We start from the raw sequence: 15,794 nt of genomic DNA on the forward strand, positions 1-15,794 counted from the left end.
GAGATACGCAGGGTTCAAGATGAGTTGAACCACCGGCCGAGAAAAACACTTGGCTACGAAACGCCAAGTGTTTTATTCTTGAATCTGTTCCAACCGCTAATGCCCGGGTGTTGCACTTCAAATCTGAATCAAAGGGTCTTTTATTGCCTATATCATTGATGCGGAGTTTGAGCCGGCTGAGACAGCCGTCCTGCCGTGCCGTAGGCCAAAACTTCAACCGTACCGACTGCACCGCCTTGCTGCGGCTGGTGGATATTGCCTAAAGAGGCCGTTTCCAATTTGAAGTTCAACACGGCATTTGCCCCTTTCGCTGCGGCCTGTTCTTTTAGGCGCAGTACGGCTTCGCGCCGTGCACGGTCGAGCAAGGTTTCGTAGCTGCGGATATTGCCGCCGAAGAAATTGCGGAACGCTGCCAGCATACGGCGGAAATAATCGCTGGAAACCACAACTCCCGCATAAACCAATTCCCCGCCGCTGAAATCCTGCGGCGGTTTTTTAACGGCAATCACCATGATATGCCGCAGCGCAGCTTCCCGCGCTTCTATATCGGCATAATGCTTCCGCTCAATATGGCGGCCGGTGAAATAGGTGATAATCAGCAGCCAAACCGGCCACAGGTACATCAGCAACAGGATGATGGAGAACCCTTCGTTGTCATTCGACATCGCAGCCTCCTATTCTAAAACCACAGCCGTACCGTAAGCAAAAATTTCGGCAGCTCCTGCCGCTACGGATGCGGTGGAAAAGCGCACATTTACCACGGCATTGGCCCCGGCCTGACGCGCCTGTTCAATCATACGGGCAATCGCCTCATCACGTGCTTCGTTTAAAAGCTCAGTGTAACCCTTTAATTCCCCGCCAACCAAGTTTTTCAAGCCCGCCATAAAATCGCGGCCGACGTGTTTGGCGCGTACGGTCGAACCCTGGACCAATCCCAAATGGCGGACGACGTTGCGGCCGGGAACGGTTTCAATATTGCTCAGTAACATCATATTTTCCTTTTCATTATGTTCGTATTTCAAACGGACTGCCGTTGCAGAAACCTGCGGTGGTTCCGTTTTGGATAACGGCTGCCCATCATATCATTTCCGTTAGCGTCCAAACAATTCGGCCACCATCCTTGCTTCTTCTTCCGTATAGGCTTCTCCGTTGAGTTTGGTGCTGAGGGCAAATTCCCCGCTCAAATGCTGCTTGCCACAGGCTTCCCGCCAGCCCTGCAAACGTTCTTGGTCGGTTGTTTTGTTTTTCAGACGGCCTATTGTCCGGGCAGCCTCTTGTTTTTTCGATTCCATCATTCTATTCCCGTATCTGATGAATGGGTTCCCATCATAAACCTGTTTTTCCGACTATTCCAAATTGTTACCGAAACTTATGAAAATAGTTTTTGACAAATATTCCAATAAAAATAAGCGAATATTAAATTTTACAATTAGTATGATTGCAATAAGCAAAACCTGCCGATAGAATACTAGATATGGTATTAAGAATGTATAAAAAATACTATATCTAGTATTTTAGTGATGAAGATGTTGAAATTCACAATCGAGCAAATTGTCTGGCAGGAAGTGCCGGGCGAAGTATCGCTGGCGTTTCTGTTTTCCGGCTGCCCGCTGCGCTGCAAGGGCTGCCACAGTGCCGATGCGTGGAAAGAAGGTATCGGCACGGAATTGACCGAGGATTATTTGAAAGGCCGTCTGAAACGCTATCGCGGGCTGATTAGCTGCGTGTTGTTTATGGGCGGGGAATGGCAGCCGGAAGCCTTGCAGAAAATGTTGGGTATCGTGACGCAGGCGGGTTTGAAAGCCTGTTTGTACACCGGTTTGGAGCGTGAGGAGCTGGAGGCGGTTTCAGACGGCATCCTGCCTTATCTGACGTATCTGAAAACCGGCCGCTGGCAGATGGAGCTGGGCGGCTTGGACAGCCCGACCACCAATCAGAAATTTATTGATTTGCGTACGGGTGAGGTGTTGAACCGCTTGTTTATCAAAGGCAAACCCGCGCCCAAAATCATCCCGATTACGACTCAGCCGCAGGCAGCCGCTTTTCAGACGGCCTGAGGCTTTTTATCCAACCCACACAGGAGGACTTAACATGATTCGGCTGCATCCCGAACAGTTAAACGGCAAACTGCAATTCATGCACGACTACATCAGTGCGCAAAACGCGGCGGACGGCTCGAAAATGGACGCCAATGCCAACGTTACCCAGAAAAACATCGCCACGATGGAAGCGGAAATCATGAAAGACTTTTTCGTGCAGATTAACCGCGCCCAAGTGTCGCGCAAAATTGCCGAAATTTTCGACCAATCCGTTGCCGACGAATACATCCGCCAGATTGAGGCACATGAGATTTATGTGCACGACGAAACCAGCCTCAAGCCTTATTGTGTGTCGGTTACGCTGTATCCCTTCCTTCTCGACGGCTTAAGCAAACTCGGCGGCGAATCTAAGGCGCCGCAACATTTGGCTTCGTTTTGCGGCTCGTTTATCAATCTTGTGTTTGCCATCAGCGCGCAGTTTGCCGGCGCGGTGGCGACGGTGGAGTTTCTAACTTATTTCGACTATTTCGCCCGCAAAGACTATGGCGACGATTATTTGGAAACCCACGGCAAAGAAATTGCCAACCATATGCAGCAGGTGGTGTACAGCATCAACCAGCCTGCCGCCGCGCGCGGTTATCAGAGCGTGTTTTGGAATATTTCCGTTTACGATCAATACTATTTTGACGCGATGTTCGGCGATTTCGTCTTCCCCGATTTCAGCAAACCGGTGTGGGCGAGCGTAGCGAAGCTGCAAAACTTCTTCCTCAAATGGTTCAATCAGGAACGCACCAAAGCCGTTTTGACTTTCCCCGTTGTGACCGCGGCGATGCTGACCGACGGCGGCAAATGCAAAGACACCGTGTTTGCCGATGAAATGGCGAAAGAGTTGGCGGAAGGCAATTCCTTCTTCGTCTATCTTTCCGACAACCCCGACTCGTTGGCTTCCTGCTGCCGCCTGCGCAACGCCATTGAAGACCGCACCTTCAGCTACACACTCGGCGCGGGCGGTGTGGCGACCGGTTCCATCAACGTCATCACCATCAATATGAACCGACTGGAACAAGACGGGCGCGACCTTGCCGCCGAAGTCGCCAAAATCCACAAATACCAATACGCCTACCGCAAACTGATGGAAGAATACCAAGCCGCCGGAATGCTGCCCGTTTACGATGCAGGCTTCATCACATTGGACAAACAGTTCCTCACCATCGGCATCAACGGCATGGCGGAAGCCGCCGAATCGCAAGGCATCAAAGTCGGCTACAACGACGATTACATCAACTTCGTCCAAGGTCGTCTGAAAACCATATTCGAAGCCAACCAAGCCGCCAGCAAGCACTACGGCGTGAAGTTCAACACCGAGTTCGTTCCCGCCGAAAACCTCGGTGTGAAAAACGCCAAATGGGATAAAGCCGACGGTTACAAAGTCAGCCGCGAATGCTACAACTCCTATTTCTACGTCGTCGAAGACGAAGAAATCAACGCGCTCGACAAATTCCTGCTGCACGGCAAAGAACTGGTGGACTGGCTCGACGGCGGCTCCGCGCTGCACCTGAACCTCGACGAAGCCCTGCCCGAATCCGGCTACCGCTCGCTCTTGGACATTGCCGCGCAAACCGGCTGCAACTACTTCTGCGTGAACGTGCGCATCACCATCTGCAACGAATGCGGCCACATCGACAAACGCACCCTGCACTCCTGTTCCGCTTGCGGTTCGCACGACATCGACTACGGCACCCGCGTTATCGGCTACCTGAAGCGCGTATCCGCCTTCAGTAGCGGTCGTCGTAAAGAACACGCGCTACGGCATTACCATCGTAAAGCGGCTTGATGGCTGAACGTTAAAAGCAGTTGCAAAAAGTTAGGGACGGGGCTGTCCGGGATGACTCGGGCAGCCTCAAAGTTTATCGAAAACAGCGGCAAGAAGCCCTATCCGCACGATTCGGAGCGGCAGGGGAACGGAATACGGCATTCTGCAAAATTCCAACAATATCCGGTGTGAGAAAGGGAGCGGGTAGGGCGGTTTGAAAAAATCTTATCTTCCTGATTGGCAGTGCTGTTATCATCCGACCTTTTTACCGTCGGATTGTATCCGGCGCGGTTTTCCATTGCCAGCAGGGTAAAATATATGAGACACAAACGCCAACGCCATGAAAAAATCATCCGTTTGGTGCGGGAGCGCAGTTTTATGCCGGTAGAGGCTTTAGCCTCCGAATTGGATGTTACGCCGCAAACCATACGCCGCGACATCGGCGAATTGTGTGCAGACGGCCTGCTGCAACGCTATCACGGCGGGGCGACTTTGGGTGATGCCGCGCTGAACGACACCTACCTGCTACAAAAAAAACGGCAGCAGAATGAAAAAGCCCATATCGCCGATTTGATTGCGGCAGAAATTCCCGACGGCTCCAGCCTGTTTATGAGCATTGGTGCAACCATAGAGGCCGTGGCGGCGGCTTTGATTAAAAATCACCGCAATTTGCGCATCATCACCAACAACATCCATGTGGCCGCCTTGGCATCCGGCCGCAGCGACTACACCGTCATCATCACATCGGGCGTGGTCCGGCCGGTGGACGGCGGCATTACGGGCGTGGCGACGGTGGATTTCATCAACCAGTTTAAAGCCGATTATGCCATTCTGGGCTCGTCGTCCATCGAAGCCGACGGCTCGCTACTAGATTTTGATTTTAAAGAAGTCAGTGTGATGCAGGCCATGATGCAGAACGCGCGGACACGTTATCTCTCCGTCGAACACAATCAAACCGGCCGTACCGCCTTGGTGCGCGTGGCCGCCATCACCGAGTTTGACAAGGTGTTTTCCGACCAGCCGCTGCCTGCCGCCGTGGAAAAACAATTGCAGGACGGCGGTATTCCCTTTTATTCCGCAGAAAGATGAGGCCGTCTGAAATGAAAGAAAAAAAACTATTGCCGGTTTTACTGATCGCCGCAGCGGCCGTTGCCTTGTACTTTTTCGACGGACAAGGCGGGCAAGCACCGTTTAATCCACCTGCCTCCCCGACACAGCCCGCATCTTCCATCCAAGCTTCATCCTCCGGCAGCGACAGCCGCCTTCAGACGGCCTTCGAAAGGCGCGAAAGCGATTTCCAAATCGAAGGACGGGGCGTGGTGGCAAAGGTTTTGCCGGACGACAATAAAGGTTCGCGGCATCAGAGGTTTATTCTGCGCTTAAACAGCGGGCAGACTGTTTTGGTTGCACACAATATCGACTTGGCTCCCAAAATCAGAGGGCTGAAAAAAGGCGACGAGGTTGCTTTTTACGGCGAATACGAATGGAGCGGGCAGGGCGGAGTCATCCATTGGACCCACCGCGACCCTCAGGGTAAGCACCCCGACGGTTGGTTGAAGCATGAAGGAGAGGTTTACCGTTAATTGCCCCAACGGCGGATATACGGGAAGGCCGTCTGAAAAACCGTAATCAAGGGCGGTGGTTTTTCAGACGGCCTTTCATATGACCGATGAAGCTTAAAACCGGCAAGGCGGAGAAATACAGCCGAACAAGTAAACCTTTTATGGCGGCTGTCCGCTTTCAGACGGCCTCTGCAAAGCGCAGCAGGGCTTCGCGGTTGGATGGTGAGAATGCCTGTTCTGCCGCCTCCGCCGCCGGCAGCCAGCGGTATGCCGTATGTTCCGACAATGCCAGCGGGCTTTCGCGCGGGATGCGGGCGGAAAAAAGATGTTCCGTGTTATGCGTTACACCGTCGGCATAGCGATGCCGCCAGTGCGGGTAGATTTCGTAAACCGTGCTGTAGTGCCAATCGTGTAAATCGTCGGGCAGGAGGCGGATACCGGTTTCTTCCGCCACTTCGCGCAAGGCGGCCTGAGCCGGCGTTTCGCCCGCTTCCAAACTGCCGGTAACCGATTGCCAGAAGCCGGGCCGGTCGGCACGCTCGAGCAGCAGGGCACAGCCGCAGCCGTCATGCAAAACCACCAATACCGAAACAGGCCGTTTCGGCGTTTTCTTCTTTTCAGACGGCATCTTGTCCGCCTTCCTCTGCCATGGGCTCGTGCGAACGGGTATCGGCGGCAGCCTGTTTTGCTGCGGCGGAAAGTTTTGCCTGATCGGGCAGTATCGGGGCTTCGTTCAGAATCCGTACTTCGCGCTGCGGGAAGGGGAAGGAGATGCCTTCTTCGTTAAAACGCTGCCAGATTTCGAGCAGGATGGCAGAGAAAAGGCCGAGAAAACCGTTTTCGGGATCTTTCACCCAAAAGCCCAGCCGCAAATCGATGCCGTCCGAACCGAAGCCGATTAAATAGGCTTTCGGCGGATTGTCGCCCGTATCGATACGCTCCTGGCGCGAAGCCGCTTCAATCATAATCTCCATCGCGCGCGCAATGTCCGAATCGTAAGAAACCTGGATGTTGAGGTTTTGATGCAGGGCTTTGGCGGTATAGGATTCGTTGATCACCATATTGGTGATGAAGGTTTCGTTCGGAATCAGTGCCTCGGTTCCCGCAGGACTGCGGAGAACGACGAAGCGGGAAGTGATTTTGGTGACATAGCCTGTGAAGTTATTGACCGTCAACCGGTCGCCCGGGCGGATGGAGCGGTCGCCCAAAATCAAAAAGCCCGATATGTAGTTGCTGGCGACTTTCTGCAGGCCGAAACCGATACCGACACCGAGCGCGCCGCCGAATACCGACAATACGGTCAAATCGATTCCCACCAGCGGCAGGGCGATTAACACCGATAAAACAACCAGCACGACGCGCACGATGTTCGACAGCATAATGCGCAAACTCAAATCGAGCCGGGTATTCGCCATCAGCTGGTTTTGCACGAATCTTGCCAGCCACATGGCGAAAATCAGGATGATGCCTATCCACAAAATACCCGTGCTGATGCTCCACAAACTGAGCTTTGACGAGCCGACGGAGAAGGTTAAAGATTTCATCCAGTTGATGATGATGTCGTCGATACCTGAAATCCACAGTAGGAAAAATACCCACAATACCGCCGACAAAGTACGTTCCAAGCGGTCGCTCCACGGCTTTGCGGGCAAGGCGGCATGAAATACGGCCAAAGTAATCCGAATCGCAATCATCCAGTTGGCGGCCAGCAGCAGCAGGCGGAGCCATACGGAGGAGAAACCGGTGAAGTTCCATGCCGACAACGCAATAATGGCGGAAAACCACATCAGCACAGGCCAAAGAATCCGTTTGCCGATGTGCTTGAGCAAACTGAGGTAGGCGGGCGTTTTCCATGTGTAGCGTTTCAACAGCCACTCAGACAGCCACCACATGGCCACGGTCAGGGCAACAACGATGCCCGCCTCGACCCAGCCGGAAGTTTGTCGGAAACTGCGTTCCAGCAGGGCGGAGGTGAATTCGGAAGGGGCGAACAGCTGACTGAAAAAATCAGCCCAATGCTCGGAAAGGGCGGCCATTTTGGGAAGGATGGGGGGTGTGTGCGGAAACATTATCATTTTCGGTGTGAAAAAACGGACAGGGGCAGATTATAAGGCAAATTGTGCCCGAATACCGATTTGTGAAATAATGCGCCGCTTGTCCAAACATGGAAATCAATATGTCTCTGCAACCAATCGAAATCATTGAACAAATCCTCGGTGCTTATGCCGAAGACGGCAGCGCGATGCGCTGCGACGAAATTCACGCCTATCTGACGGCCTTTGTATCCGGCCCCGATGAAATAGCGGACGATGCCGATGCCGTCATTGATGCCGTAATCGGTGATGCCACCATCGATATGGCGCAACGCGAACGCATCAAAGAAACCGTTTTACAGTGGGCGGAGGAATTAAAGAGGAATTTGAAAGACAAACAGCTCCCGGAATTGCCGTTGTATGAAGATGAAAACGGCGAACCGGACTATTTTTCCTGGTGCAACGCCTATCTTTATGCGTTGGACAATACGCCGACAGATTGGTTTGCCGAAAGTGCCGATGAAGAATTTGAAGATCTGTTTTACCCGATTATGGCCTTGGGCGGCATTTATGATGAGGACGATATTTTGTCCAATCTGAGCCGGCAGGAAATCAACGGATTGCAAAATGAAGTCCCTTACGCCGTACGCGATATTTTTGCCTATTGGCAGGCAGTCATCAACAAACCGCAAACCATCCGCCGAGAAGGTGAAAAAATCGGCCGCAACGACCCTTGCCCTTGCGAGAGCGGTAAAAAATACAAGGCTTGCTGCGGTAAGTAAATAGAAATGGATTCTTAAAGCAGCGGCCAACCTGGCTATGCCGCCATATTTTGTTGATAAAAAACTGCACCTTTCGGCCTGGGATAACTCCGGCTTCAAGGTGCAGTTTGTTGTTTTCAGACGGCCTGTTTCTTTTACAGTATCTGGAATACGTTCTTAGAAACGGTAATTTACGCCCAAGCGGAAATCTCGGCCGGTTTCCGGCAGGGAAGAACCGTTAATCGAGCTGCTCCGTTGGCTGTGCGGTTTATAGAGTTTGTTGCCGACGTTATTGACGGATAAGTTGATGTTCAAATCATCTTTGCCCGTCGGTTTCCAGTTGGCGTAAATATCGTTTACGCCGTAACCCGGGCGGTTGACATTGCTGCCGCCGGATCCGCGTTGGTCAGTGTTGGTGGCATAACTTGAACGTTGCACGTAGCGTCCGCGCCAGCCAAGTTCGAGATTCGGGTTGTCAAACCGATAGGAAAGGCCGGCAGTCCAAGTCCTGCCCATTGGAATGGCCGTTACGATAGAGTCGAGGCTTGCGCCATCCAATTTCGGTTTGTTATATGCGACACCGACCCGCGCCGTCAAACCGGACATGCTGTAAGCCGTACTTGCTTCGTAACCGCTATTTTTCAATGTGCCGCCGTTATAGTAGATACCGTTGCGGACAGCCTGAATATCTTTGATTTCCTGGTTGAAATATGAGGCATTGACAGACAAAGCCTGATTCAGATTATATTTGATGCCGATTTCCGCATTACGGGATTTTTCGGCTTTCAGGTTATCGACAGCATGGCGGACATCTCCCCCCGACAGGGTCACTTCGCTCAGGCGCGGGCTTCGGGTGGCATAGTTCAAACTGGCATTGACGGATAATTCAGGTGTGATGTCGTAAATCGCACCGATACTGGGATTGATATTACTGCCGGTGATCTTACGGCCGTCTGAAAAAGTGACGCCGAAATGGTCATAGCGCAAGCCGGTAGTCAGCGTTACGGGCTCTATATCCCAAATGCCTTCCAAATAAAGTCCGGTATCGGTTTTTTTCTCGTTGCTCACCCCGTTTCCCAACTCTTTCGGAATGGCTTTTTGATGCCGCCAGTTAAGGCCGTATTTCAAAGTATGTTTGTCGAACAGGCGGCTGTCCAGATTGACGTTTGCCCCTGTTGTGCGGATTTTCGCATCTAATTCGTATTGTTGTCCCGATGCTTCGTCGCGCGTTACATTCTGCAAATAAAGGTTGGCTCTGGCGTTACTGATGAATCCCATATCGGCACCACGGTATTCAAGATTGGTGGTGTTTTGGGTCAGCGTGCGGTAGCGGGGGGCATTGTTGTCCGTATTGGGTTCGCAGGTTCCATCCGGACGGTAGATGATGGGGCCGTTCCGACCGCGCGTTTTGCATGATTGGGAAAAATCAAATTCTTCACGTAAAGCCCGTGTACCGTAGGTTTTTTCCTGCCGGTGGCTCAAAATCAAACGGTGATTTTCATTAAAGTTATAACTGATTTTTCCTAACAAGCCCCGCTGTCCGAGTGCGCTGTTGTGCACGGTTTCGCTGCCATCCAGGCCTTTATAGCCTTTGCCCGGCTTATAGTCCCGTTTATTGGTCCAATTGGCGGCAAACAAGGCATCGAAACCGCCGGCTTGTCCGTAAACCGAGAATCCTTGACTGTGTCCTTTGTTGCTTGAAACCCCGGCATTCAGTTTGAAACCGATATTTTGCCCCTCACGCAGCAAATCTTTGGCATCTACCGTCTCCGCCACGATTGCCCCGCTGGTTGCCCCGATGCCTGCCGACGCCGAGCCGGTGCCTTTTTGCACGCCGATTACTTTTACCAATGCCGGGTCAAACAAGAATCTGCCGTTATGGTGGAACAATTGGGTATCCGAATATGTATTATCTACTTTAACGTCAATCTGATCCTGCCCCATGCCTCGGATGGTCATCCATTGTGAAGTACCGTTTCCCCCGCCGAAACTGACTGACGGTTCGTTGAATAAAACGTCTTTCATGTCGGTAGCCGTGGTTTCGTCCAATTTTTGTGTGCGGATACGGTGAGTAGATAAATCAGAGCCTTTGACGGTCACGCTGGGTAATGCATCATGCGTTTCCGTTGTGGATTCGACATTGTTTGCATGGGCGAAACTACTGCTTAATGCCAAAGTTATAAGGCTGAGGGAGAATTGGGAGGGGAAGGCAATTTTCATAGACATTGTGATGATTCCTCAGATGGGTTGCAAATAAAAGTTAAAAAAATTGCATAATTTTTTTATGCCCATTTATTATAAATGATATTTGTTATTTATTGTATTTTTGTGTGAATAATAATAATGCCTCATCCAGGCTGAATACGAATGTTGAATAAATATAAGTAGGCTGCTAAAACGGTAAAAAAGAGCTTTATCATAAAGGCAAGGAGGGGGAGGAATGTAGTTGATTGAGGGGAAGCATCTGTTTTAAATAATGAAATTTTTGCAAATGCCTTTATCCTTATCGTTGGAAGCAAGCTGTTATGCTCTGCTTACACTCATCAAACACATACGTGGAAACGCTGATGAAAAATAAGGCCGTCTGAATTTTCAGACGGCCTGGAGTTTGAGGAGTGTTGCTATTGATTCTTACGGTTAGCCAGTGCGGCTTTGATAAAGGCAGTAAACAAAGGATGGCCTTTACGCGGGTTGGAGGTGAACTCGGGGTGGAACTGGCAGGCGAAGAACCAAGGATGGTTCGGCAGCTCGATGGTTTCAACCAAGCGTTCGCGTCCGGCAGATACGCCGCCGATGACCAAGCCCGCTTTTTCAAGCGCGGGAACATAGTTGTTATTGACTTCGTAGCGGTGGCGGTGGCGCTCGCGAATCAGTTCGCTGCCGTAGATTTTGGCGGCGAGGCTGCCCGCTTTCAATTCAACTTCTTGCGCACCCAAACGCATGGTGCCGCCCAAATCGGCGGATTCGTCGCGGGTTTCGACGCTGCCGTCGGCGGTTTGCCATTCGTCAATCAGGGCGACGACCGGGGATTCGGTTTTGATGTCGAACTCGGTGGAGTTGGCATTTTTCATGCCTGCCACATCGCGTGCGTATTCGATGAGGGCAATCTGCATGCCCAGACAAATGCCGAGATAGGGAATGTTGTTTTCACGCGCATAGCGGGCAGATGCGATTTTTCCTTCCACGCCGCGCACGCCGAAACCGCCGGGAACCAATATGGCATCGAATTCTTTCAGATGGCCTATACCGTCTTTTTCTATGCTTTCACTGTCGATATAGTCGATTTTCACGTCGGTTTGTGTGTGTATGCCTGCGTGCCTTAACGCTTCGATCAGCGATTTGTAGGATTCGGTCAAATCGACGTATTTGCCGACCATGGCGATTTTGACGGTGTGTTTCGGATTTTTGATGGCATGGACGATTTTTTTCCACGCGGTCAAATCCGCCTGTTGCACGTTAAGCTGCAACTGCTCGGTAATGATGTTGTCGATGCCTTGGTCGTGCAGCATTTCGGGGCATTCGTAGATGCTGTCCACGTCGTAGCTGCCTACAATCGCGCGCTCTTCCACGTTGCAGAACAGGGCGATTTTGCGGCGTTCGTCCGCCGGCATTTCCCTGTCCATGCGGCAAATTAGGATGTCGGGCTGCAAACCGATGCTCAACATTTCTTTAACGGTATGCTGGGTCGGCTTGGTTTTGATTTCGCCGGCAGCGGCGATGTAGGGAACGTAGCTCAAGTGCGCAAACAAGGTGTTGTTCCGTCCCAACTGGCTGCGCATCTGACGGATGGCTTCCAAAAACGGCAGCGATTCGATGTCGCCGACCGTACCGCCGATTTCGACGATAGCCACATCGTAACCCGCCGCGCCTTCATGGATGCGTCGTTTGATTTCGTCGGTAATGTGCGGAATGACTTGAACCGTACCGCCGAGATAGTCGCCGCGGCGTTCTTTGGCGATAACGTTTTCGTACACCTGCCCCGTACTGAAGCTGTTGCGGCGGGTCATGGTGGCATTGATGAAACGTTCGTAGTGTCCCAAGTCGAGGTCGGTTTCCGCGCCATCGTCGGTAACGAACACTTCGCCGTGCTGGAACGGGCTCATCGTGCCGGGGTCAACGTTGATATAAGGGTCGAGCTTGAGCATGGTCACGTTCAGACCGCGCGATTCGAGGATAGTGGCAATAGAAGCGGCGGCGATACCTTTTCCGAGTGAAGATACGACGCCGCCGGTTACGAAAATAAATTTTGTCATGATGCTGTACCAGTGTTGGAATGCGTGATTTTAACCAATCCGATAGCCTGCCGCAATACGGAAGGCCGTCTGAAAACCGGGTAGGGCATTCAGACGGCCTTGTTTTTTACACTACATTATTTCTTTTTCTTTTGCGGCGGCAAATCTGTGCAAGTACCGTTGGCCACTTCCGCCGCCATGCCGATGCTTTCGCCTAAGGTCGGGTGCGGGTGGATGGTTTTGCCGATATCTTCCGCATCGCAGCCCATCTCAATCGCCAAGCAGATTTCGCCAATCATGTCGCCCGCGTGTGTGCCGACAATACCGCCGCCGATAATCAGGCCGCTTTCAGCGTCGAAAATCAGCTTGGTGAAACCTTCGTCGCGGCCGTTGGCAATGGCGCGGCCGCTGGCAGCCCACGGGAACACGGCTTTGGTGATTTTGATGCCGTCGCGTTTGGCGATTTCTTCGGTAACGCCCACCCAAGCCACTTCGGGGTCGGTGTAGGCCACGCCCGGAATCACACGTGCGTCGAAGTAGGCTTTGTGGCCGGCACAGTTTTCGGCAGCCACATGGCCTTCGTGCACGGCTTTGTGCGCCAGCATGGGCTGGCCGACCACGTCGCCGATGGCGTAGATGTGCGGCACATTGGTGCGCATTTGTTTGTCTACTTCGATGAAGCCGCGTTCAGTAACGGCCACGCCGGCTTTTTCGGCAGAGCAGAGTTTGCCGTTCGGCGCGCGGCCGGCAGCCACCAGCACCAAGTCGTAGCGTTGCGGTTCTTTCGGCGCTTTTTCGCCTTCAAAAGTCACGTAGATGCCGTCTGCTTTGGCTTCCACGGCCACGGTTTTGGTGTTGGTCATGATGTTGTCGAAGCGGTGGGCATTCATTTTCTCCCACACTTTCACCAAGTCGCGGTCGGCGCCCTGCATCAGGCCGTCCATCATTTCCACTACGTCCAAGCGTGCGCCCAGTGTGCTGTACACGGTACCCATTTCTAGGCCGATGATGCCGCCGCCGATGACCAGCATTTTTTCCGGCAGTTTGCCGCCGTTTTGGCGCAGTTCCAGTGCGCCGGTGCTGTCCACAATGCGTGGGTCTTCAGGAATGAAGGGCAGTTTCACCACGCGGCTGCCCACGGCGATGATACAGTTTTTAAAGGCGACGGTTTTTTTCGCGCCGGTTTCTTTGGCTTGCTCGTATTGTGCGGATTCGGTGAGCGACACTTCAATGTGGTTCGCGCCCACGAATTGGCCGTTACCTTGGATGATGTCCACTTTGCGGGCTTTGGCCATGCCTGCTAGGCCGCCGGTGAGTTTGGCGATGACTTTTTCTTTGTAGCCGCGCAGTTCGTCCACATTGATTTCGGGTTCGCCGAACTTGATGCCGTTTTTCACCAAGTGTTTCACTTCGTCAATCACGGCGGCGTTGTGCAGCAGCGCTTTGGACGGGATACAGCCCACGTTCAGGCACACGCCACCCAAGGTGCTGTATTGCTCGATGATGGCGGTTTTCAAACCTTCGTCGGCTGCGGCGAAGGCAGCGGAATAGCCGCCGGGGCCGCCGCCCAATACCACCACGTCGTATTCGGCATCGGCAGAACCGGCAAATTGTGCAGCCTGCGGTGCGGGCGCGGCGGCTTTGGGGGCTTCTTGGGCAGGGGCGGGCGCTTCGGCAGCGGCAGACGCACTGGCGGCTTCGATAACGGCAATCACGCCGCCTTCGGAAATTTTGTCGCCCACTTTCACTTTCACTTCTTTCACCACGCCTGCGGCTTCGGCAGGAACGTCCATGGTGGCTTTGTCGGTTTCCAATGTAATCAGCGTGTCTTCCACGGCAACGGTATCGCCCGCTTTGATTTCCACGGCGATGATGTCCACGTTTTCGTGGCCGCCGATGTCGGGTACTTTTAATTCGATCAAACTCATTTCAAACCTTTCGCGGGCAGGCCGGTGTTTTCAGACGGCCTGCCGAATTCGATATTAAAAACTGGTTATGAAGGCAAATAATCCCAACACAATGCCTGGCGCGTTGGCGATGGCCACCGGCAGGTCGCGCGGTTTTTTGAATAATCCGTAAGCTACCCACAACGTACAGTTTATCGCCGCAGCCAAGGGCTGCCATGGCGAGCCTTTATGTCCGGCCAGGTTGGCCTGAATTTGCGGGATATAGGCCACATACATACACACGGCGGTGATGGTGGCGACAACAGACAGGATGCGGATTTGTTTTTCGTTCATTGATATTCCAGTTTTAAAAGGGGGAAGGCCGTCTGAAACCGCCGGATTCGCGTTTTCAGACGGCCTTTTACATCAAGAACCGTCCGAAACACTTACAGCGTGATGCGGCGGAAATCTTTCAGCAGATTGGCCAGGAACACGGTGAAGCGCATACCGGCCGCGCCGTCGATGACGCGGTGGTCGAACGACAGCGACAGCGGGCACATCAGGCGCGGCGCGAACTCTTTGCCGTTCCAAACCGGTTTGATTTGCGATTTGCACACGCCCAAAATGGCCACTTCGGGCGCGTTCACAATCGGCGTAAAGCCGGTACCGCCGATGCCGCCCAGGCTGGAAATGGTAAAGCACGCGCCCTGCATTTCCTGCGGTTTGAGTTTGCCTTCGCGGGCTTTTTTGCTCAACTCGGTCAATTCTTGGCTGATTTCCTTCAGGCCTTTTTTGTCCACGTCTTTAATGACCGGTACGACCAAGCCGTTCGGCGTGTCGGCGGCAAAACCGATGTGGAAGTATTTTTTCAACACCAGGTTATCGCCGTCCAAAGACGAATTGAATTCGGGGAATTGTTTCAGCGCGCTGACGGAAGCCTTGATGATAAAGGCCAGCGGCGACAGTTTCACGCCTTCGCGTTCCCATTCCTTGTTCAACTGTTTGCGGAATTCTTCCAAATCGGTCATGTCCGCTTCTTCGTTTACGGTAACGTGCGGAATCATCACCCAGTTGCGCGACAGGTTTTGGCCGGAAATTTTCTTGATTCGGCTCAACTCTTTCACTTCCACTTCGCCGAATTTGGCAAAGTCCACCTTCGGCCACGGCAACAAATCCAAACCGCCGCCCAAAGACGCGCCTGCTGCCGCAGGCGCACCCTTGCCCGCACCGCCCTGCAATGCGGCTTTGACGAAGGCTTTGATGTCGTCGCCGACAATGCGGCCTTTCAGGCCTGTGCCTTTTACCAAGCCCAAATCCACACCCAATTCGCGCGCCAGTTTGCGGGCAGACGGGCCGGCATGGGCTTTGGCAAATGCCGCTTCGTTCACCGGCGTGCTGCCGAACGCTGCCACGGGGGCGGCGGCAGGCGCGGGCGCGGAAACGGCAGAGGCGGCAACGGATGCGGCCG

15 protein-coding genes are annotated in these 15,794 nt (G+C 53.0%); 5 read left to right on the top strand and 10 right to left on the bottom strand.

Annotated elements, in window-relative coordinates; genetic code table 11:
* Positions 1–152 precede the first annotated feature (152 nt).
* The 3 genes from ACTHSL_RS10565 to ACTHSL_RS10575 all read right to left on the bottom strand — a co-directional run bounded on the left by ACTHSL_RS10565 (position 153) and on the right by ACTHSL_RS10575 (position 1,292).
* The gene (locus ACTHSL_RS10565) at positions 153–665 is read right to left on the bottom strand and encodes a YbjQ family protein (RefSeq protein WP_440381373.1); all 513 of its coding nucleotides are present in this window, start codon (positions 663–665) and stop codon (positions 153–155) included.
* Between the two features lie 9 nt (positions 666–674).
* Positions 675–992: a YbjQ family protein gene (locus tag ACTHSL_RS10570; RefSeq protein ID WP_239482498.1), complete on the bottom strand. Its 318-nt coding sequence runs from the start codon at positions 990–992 to the stop codon at positions 675–677.
* A 99-nt stretch (positions 993–1,091) separates the two neighbouring features.
* Entirely contained in the window at positions 1,092–1,292 is a 201-nt protein-coding gene (locus ACTHSL_RS10575; RefSeq protein WP_049250504.1) for a hypothetical protein, read from the bottom strand.
* Between the two features lie 228 nt (positions 1,293–1,520).
* Here ACTHSL_RS10575 and nrdG point away from each other — a divergent pair, with 228 nt between their 5' ends.
* The 4 genes from nrdG to ACTHSL_RS10595 all read left to right on the top strand — a co-directional run bounded on the left by nrdG (position 1,521) and on the right by ACTHSL_RS10595 (position 5,435).
* Positions 1,521–2,057, top strand: coding sequence for an anaerobic ribonucleoside-triphosphate reductase activating protein (nrdG, locus tag ACTHSL_RS10580; protein ID WP_440381374.1), 537 nt, complete (start codon positions 1,521–1,523; stop codon positions 2,055–2,057).
* A 34-nt stretch (positions 2,058–2,091) separates the two neighbouring features.
* Positions 2,092–3,873, top strand: a complete 1,782-nt coding sequence (gene nrdD, locus ACTHSL_RS10585) for an anaerobic ribonucleoside-triphosphate reductase (RefSeq protein ID WP_440381375.1) — start codon at positions 2,092–2,094, stop codon at positions 3,871–3,873.
* A 297-nt stretch (positions 3,874–4,170) separates the two neighbouring features.
* On the top strand, positions 4,171–4,941 hold the full coding sequence (locus ACTHSL_RS10590; RefSeq protein ID WP_440381376.1) for a DeoR/GlpR family DNA-binding transcription regulator: 771 nt from the start codon (positions 4,171–4,173) through the stop codon (positions 4,939–4,941).
* An 11-nt stretch (positions 4,942–4,952) separates the two neighbouring features.
* The gene (locus tag ACTHSL_RS10595; RefSeq protein WP_440381377.1) at positions 4,953–5,435 is read left to right on the top strand and encodes a DUF3465 domain-containing protein; all 483 of its coding nucleotides are present in this window, start codon (positions 4,953–4,955) and stop codon (positions 5,433–5,435) included.
* 157 nt (positions 5,436–5,592) lie between these two features.
* Here the strand turns inward: ACTHSL_RS10595 and nudB are convergent, their stop codons facing one another.
* Positions 5,593–6,042 (bottom strand): dihydroneopterin triphosphate diphosphatase, encoded by a 450-nt coding sequence (gene nudB / locus ACTHSL_RS10600; RefSeq protein WP_440381378.1) that lies wholly within the window; start codon positions 6,040–6,042, stop codon positions 5,593–5,595.
* A complete protein-coding gene (locus tag ACTHSL_RS10605; protein ID WP_440381384.1) occupies positions 6,032–7,450 on the bottom strand; it encodes a mechanosensitive ion channel family protein in 1,419 nt (472 codons plus the stop codon). Before ACTHSL_RS10605 ends, nudB begins: the two co-directional genes overlap by 11 nt.
* Before the next feature lie 140 nt (positions 7,451–7,590).
* Here ACTHSL_RS10605 and ACTHSL_RS10610 point away from each other — a divergent pair, with 140 nt between their 5' ends.
* Complete coding sequence (locus ACTHSL_RS10610) at positions 7,591–8,229, top strand: UPF0149 family protein (protein ID WP_440381379.1); 639 nt, start codon at positions 7,591–7,593, stop codon at positions 8,227–8,229.
* A gap of 156 nt (positions 8,230–8,385) precedes the next feature.
* Here the strand turns inward: ACTHSL_RS10610 and ACTHSL_RS10615 are convergent, their stop codons facing one another.
* From ACTHSL_RS10615 to ACTHSL_RS10635, 5 genes are all read right to left on the bottom strand, one after another.
* Positions 8,386–10,434 (bottom strand): TonB-dependent receptor domain-containing protein, encoded by a 2,049-nt coding sequence (locus tag ACTHSL_RS10615; protein WP_440381380.1) that lies wholly within the window; start codon positions 10,432–10,434, stop codon positions 8,386–8,388.
* 395 nt (positions 10,435–10,829) lie between these two features.
* Positions 10,830–12,461 (bottom strand): CTP synthase, encoded by a 1,632-nt coding sequence (locus tag ACTHSL_RS10620; RefSeq protein ID WP_440381381.1) that lies wholly within the window; start codon positions 12,459–12,461, stop codon positions 10,830–10,832.
* A 116-nt stretch (positions 12,462–12,577) separates the two neighbouring features.
* The gene (gene lpdA, locus ACTHSL_RS10625; RefSeq protein ID WP_440381382.1) at positions 12,578–14,368 is read right to left on the bottom strand and encodes a dihydrolipoyl dehydrogenase; all 1,791 of its coding nucleotides are present in this window, start codon (positions 14,366–14,368) and stop codon (positions 12,578–12,580) included.
* A gap of 54 nt (positions 14,369–14,422) precedes the next feature.
* On the bottom strand, positions 14,423–14,680 hold the full coding sequence (locus tag ACTHSL_RS10630) for a SemiSWEET family transporter (protein ID WP_007342752.1): 258 nt from the start codon (positions 14,678–14,680) through the stop codon (positions 14,423–14,425).
* A gap of 92 nt (positions 14,681–14,772) precedes the next feature.
* Positions 14,773–15,794: 2-oxo acid dehydrogenase subunit E2 (locus ACTHSL_RS10635; protein WP_440381383.1), on the bottom strand; the 1,022-nt coding region annotated here is incomplete at its 5' end.

It is taken from the genome of Neisseria sp. P0008.S010, from assembly GCF_051962715.1.
Classification (GTDB): Bacteria; Pseudomonadota; Gammaproteobacteria; order Burkholderiales; family Neisseriaceae; genus Neisseria; species Neisseria elongata.

What these genes read in the sequence shown, in the direction of transcription:
- ACTHSL_RS10565 (WP_440381373.1), bottom strand. Translation starts at nt 665, where the DNA reads ATGTCGAATGACAACGAAGGGTTCTCCATCATCCTGTTGCTGATGTAC.
- ACTHSL_RS10570 (WP_239482498.1), bottom strand. Translation starts at nt 992, where the DNA reads ATGATGTTACTGAGCAATATTGAAACCGTTCCCGGCCGCAACGTCGTC.
- ACTHSL_RS10575 (WP_049250504.1), bottom strand. Translation starts at nt 1,292, where the DNA reads ATGGAATCGAAAAAACAAGAGGCTGCCCGGACAATAGGCCGTCTGAAA.
- nrdG (WP_440381374.1), top strand. Translation starts at nt 1,521, where the DNA reads ATGAAGATGTTGAAATTCACAATCGAGCAAATTGTCTGGCAGGAAGTG.
- nrdD (WP_440381375.1), top strand. Translation starts at nt 2,092, where the DNA reads ATGATTCGGCTGCATCCCGAACAGTTAAACGGCAAACTGCAATTCATG.
- ACTHSL_RS10590 (WP_440381376.1), top strand. Translation starts at nt 4,171, where the DNA reads ATGAGACACAAACGCCAACGCCATGAAAAAATCATCCGTTTGGTGCGG.
- ACTHSL_RS10595 (WP_440381377.1), top strand. Translation starts at nt 4,953, where the DNA reads ATGAAAGAAAAAAAACTATTGCCGGTTTTACTGATCGCCGCAGCGGCC.
- nudB (WP_440381378.1), bottom strand. Translation starts at nt 6,042, where the DNA reads ATGCCGTCTGAAAAGAAGAAAACGCCGAAACGGCCTGTTTCGGTATTG.
- ACTHSL_RS10605 (WP_440381384.1), bottom strand. Translation starts at nt 7,450, where the DNA reads ATGGCCGCCCTTTCCGAGCATTGGGCTGATTTTTTCAGTCAGCTGTTC.
- ACTHSL_RS10610 (WP_440381379.1), top strand. Translation starts at nt 7,591, where the DNA reads ATGTCTCTGCAACCAATCGAAATCATTGAACAAATCCTCGGTGCTTAT.
- ACTHSL_RS10615 (WP_440381380.1), bottom strand. Translation starts at nt 10,434, where the DNA reads ATGTCTATGAAAATTGCCTTCCCCTCCCAATTCTCCCTCAGCCTTATA.
- ACTHSL_RS10620 (WP_440381381.1), bottom strand. Translation starts at nt 12,461, where the DNA reads ATGACAAAATTTATTTTCGTAACCGGCGGCGTCGTATCTTCACTCGGA.
- lpdA (WP_440381382.1), bottom strand. Translation starts at nt 14,368, where the DNA reads ATGAGTTTGATCGAATTAAAAGTACCCGACATCGGCGGCCACGAAAAC.
- ACTHSL_RS10630 (WP_007342752.1), bottom strand. Translation starts at nt 14,680, where the DNA reads ATGAACGAAAAACAAATCCGCATCCTGTCTGTTGTCGCCACCATCACC.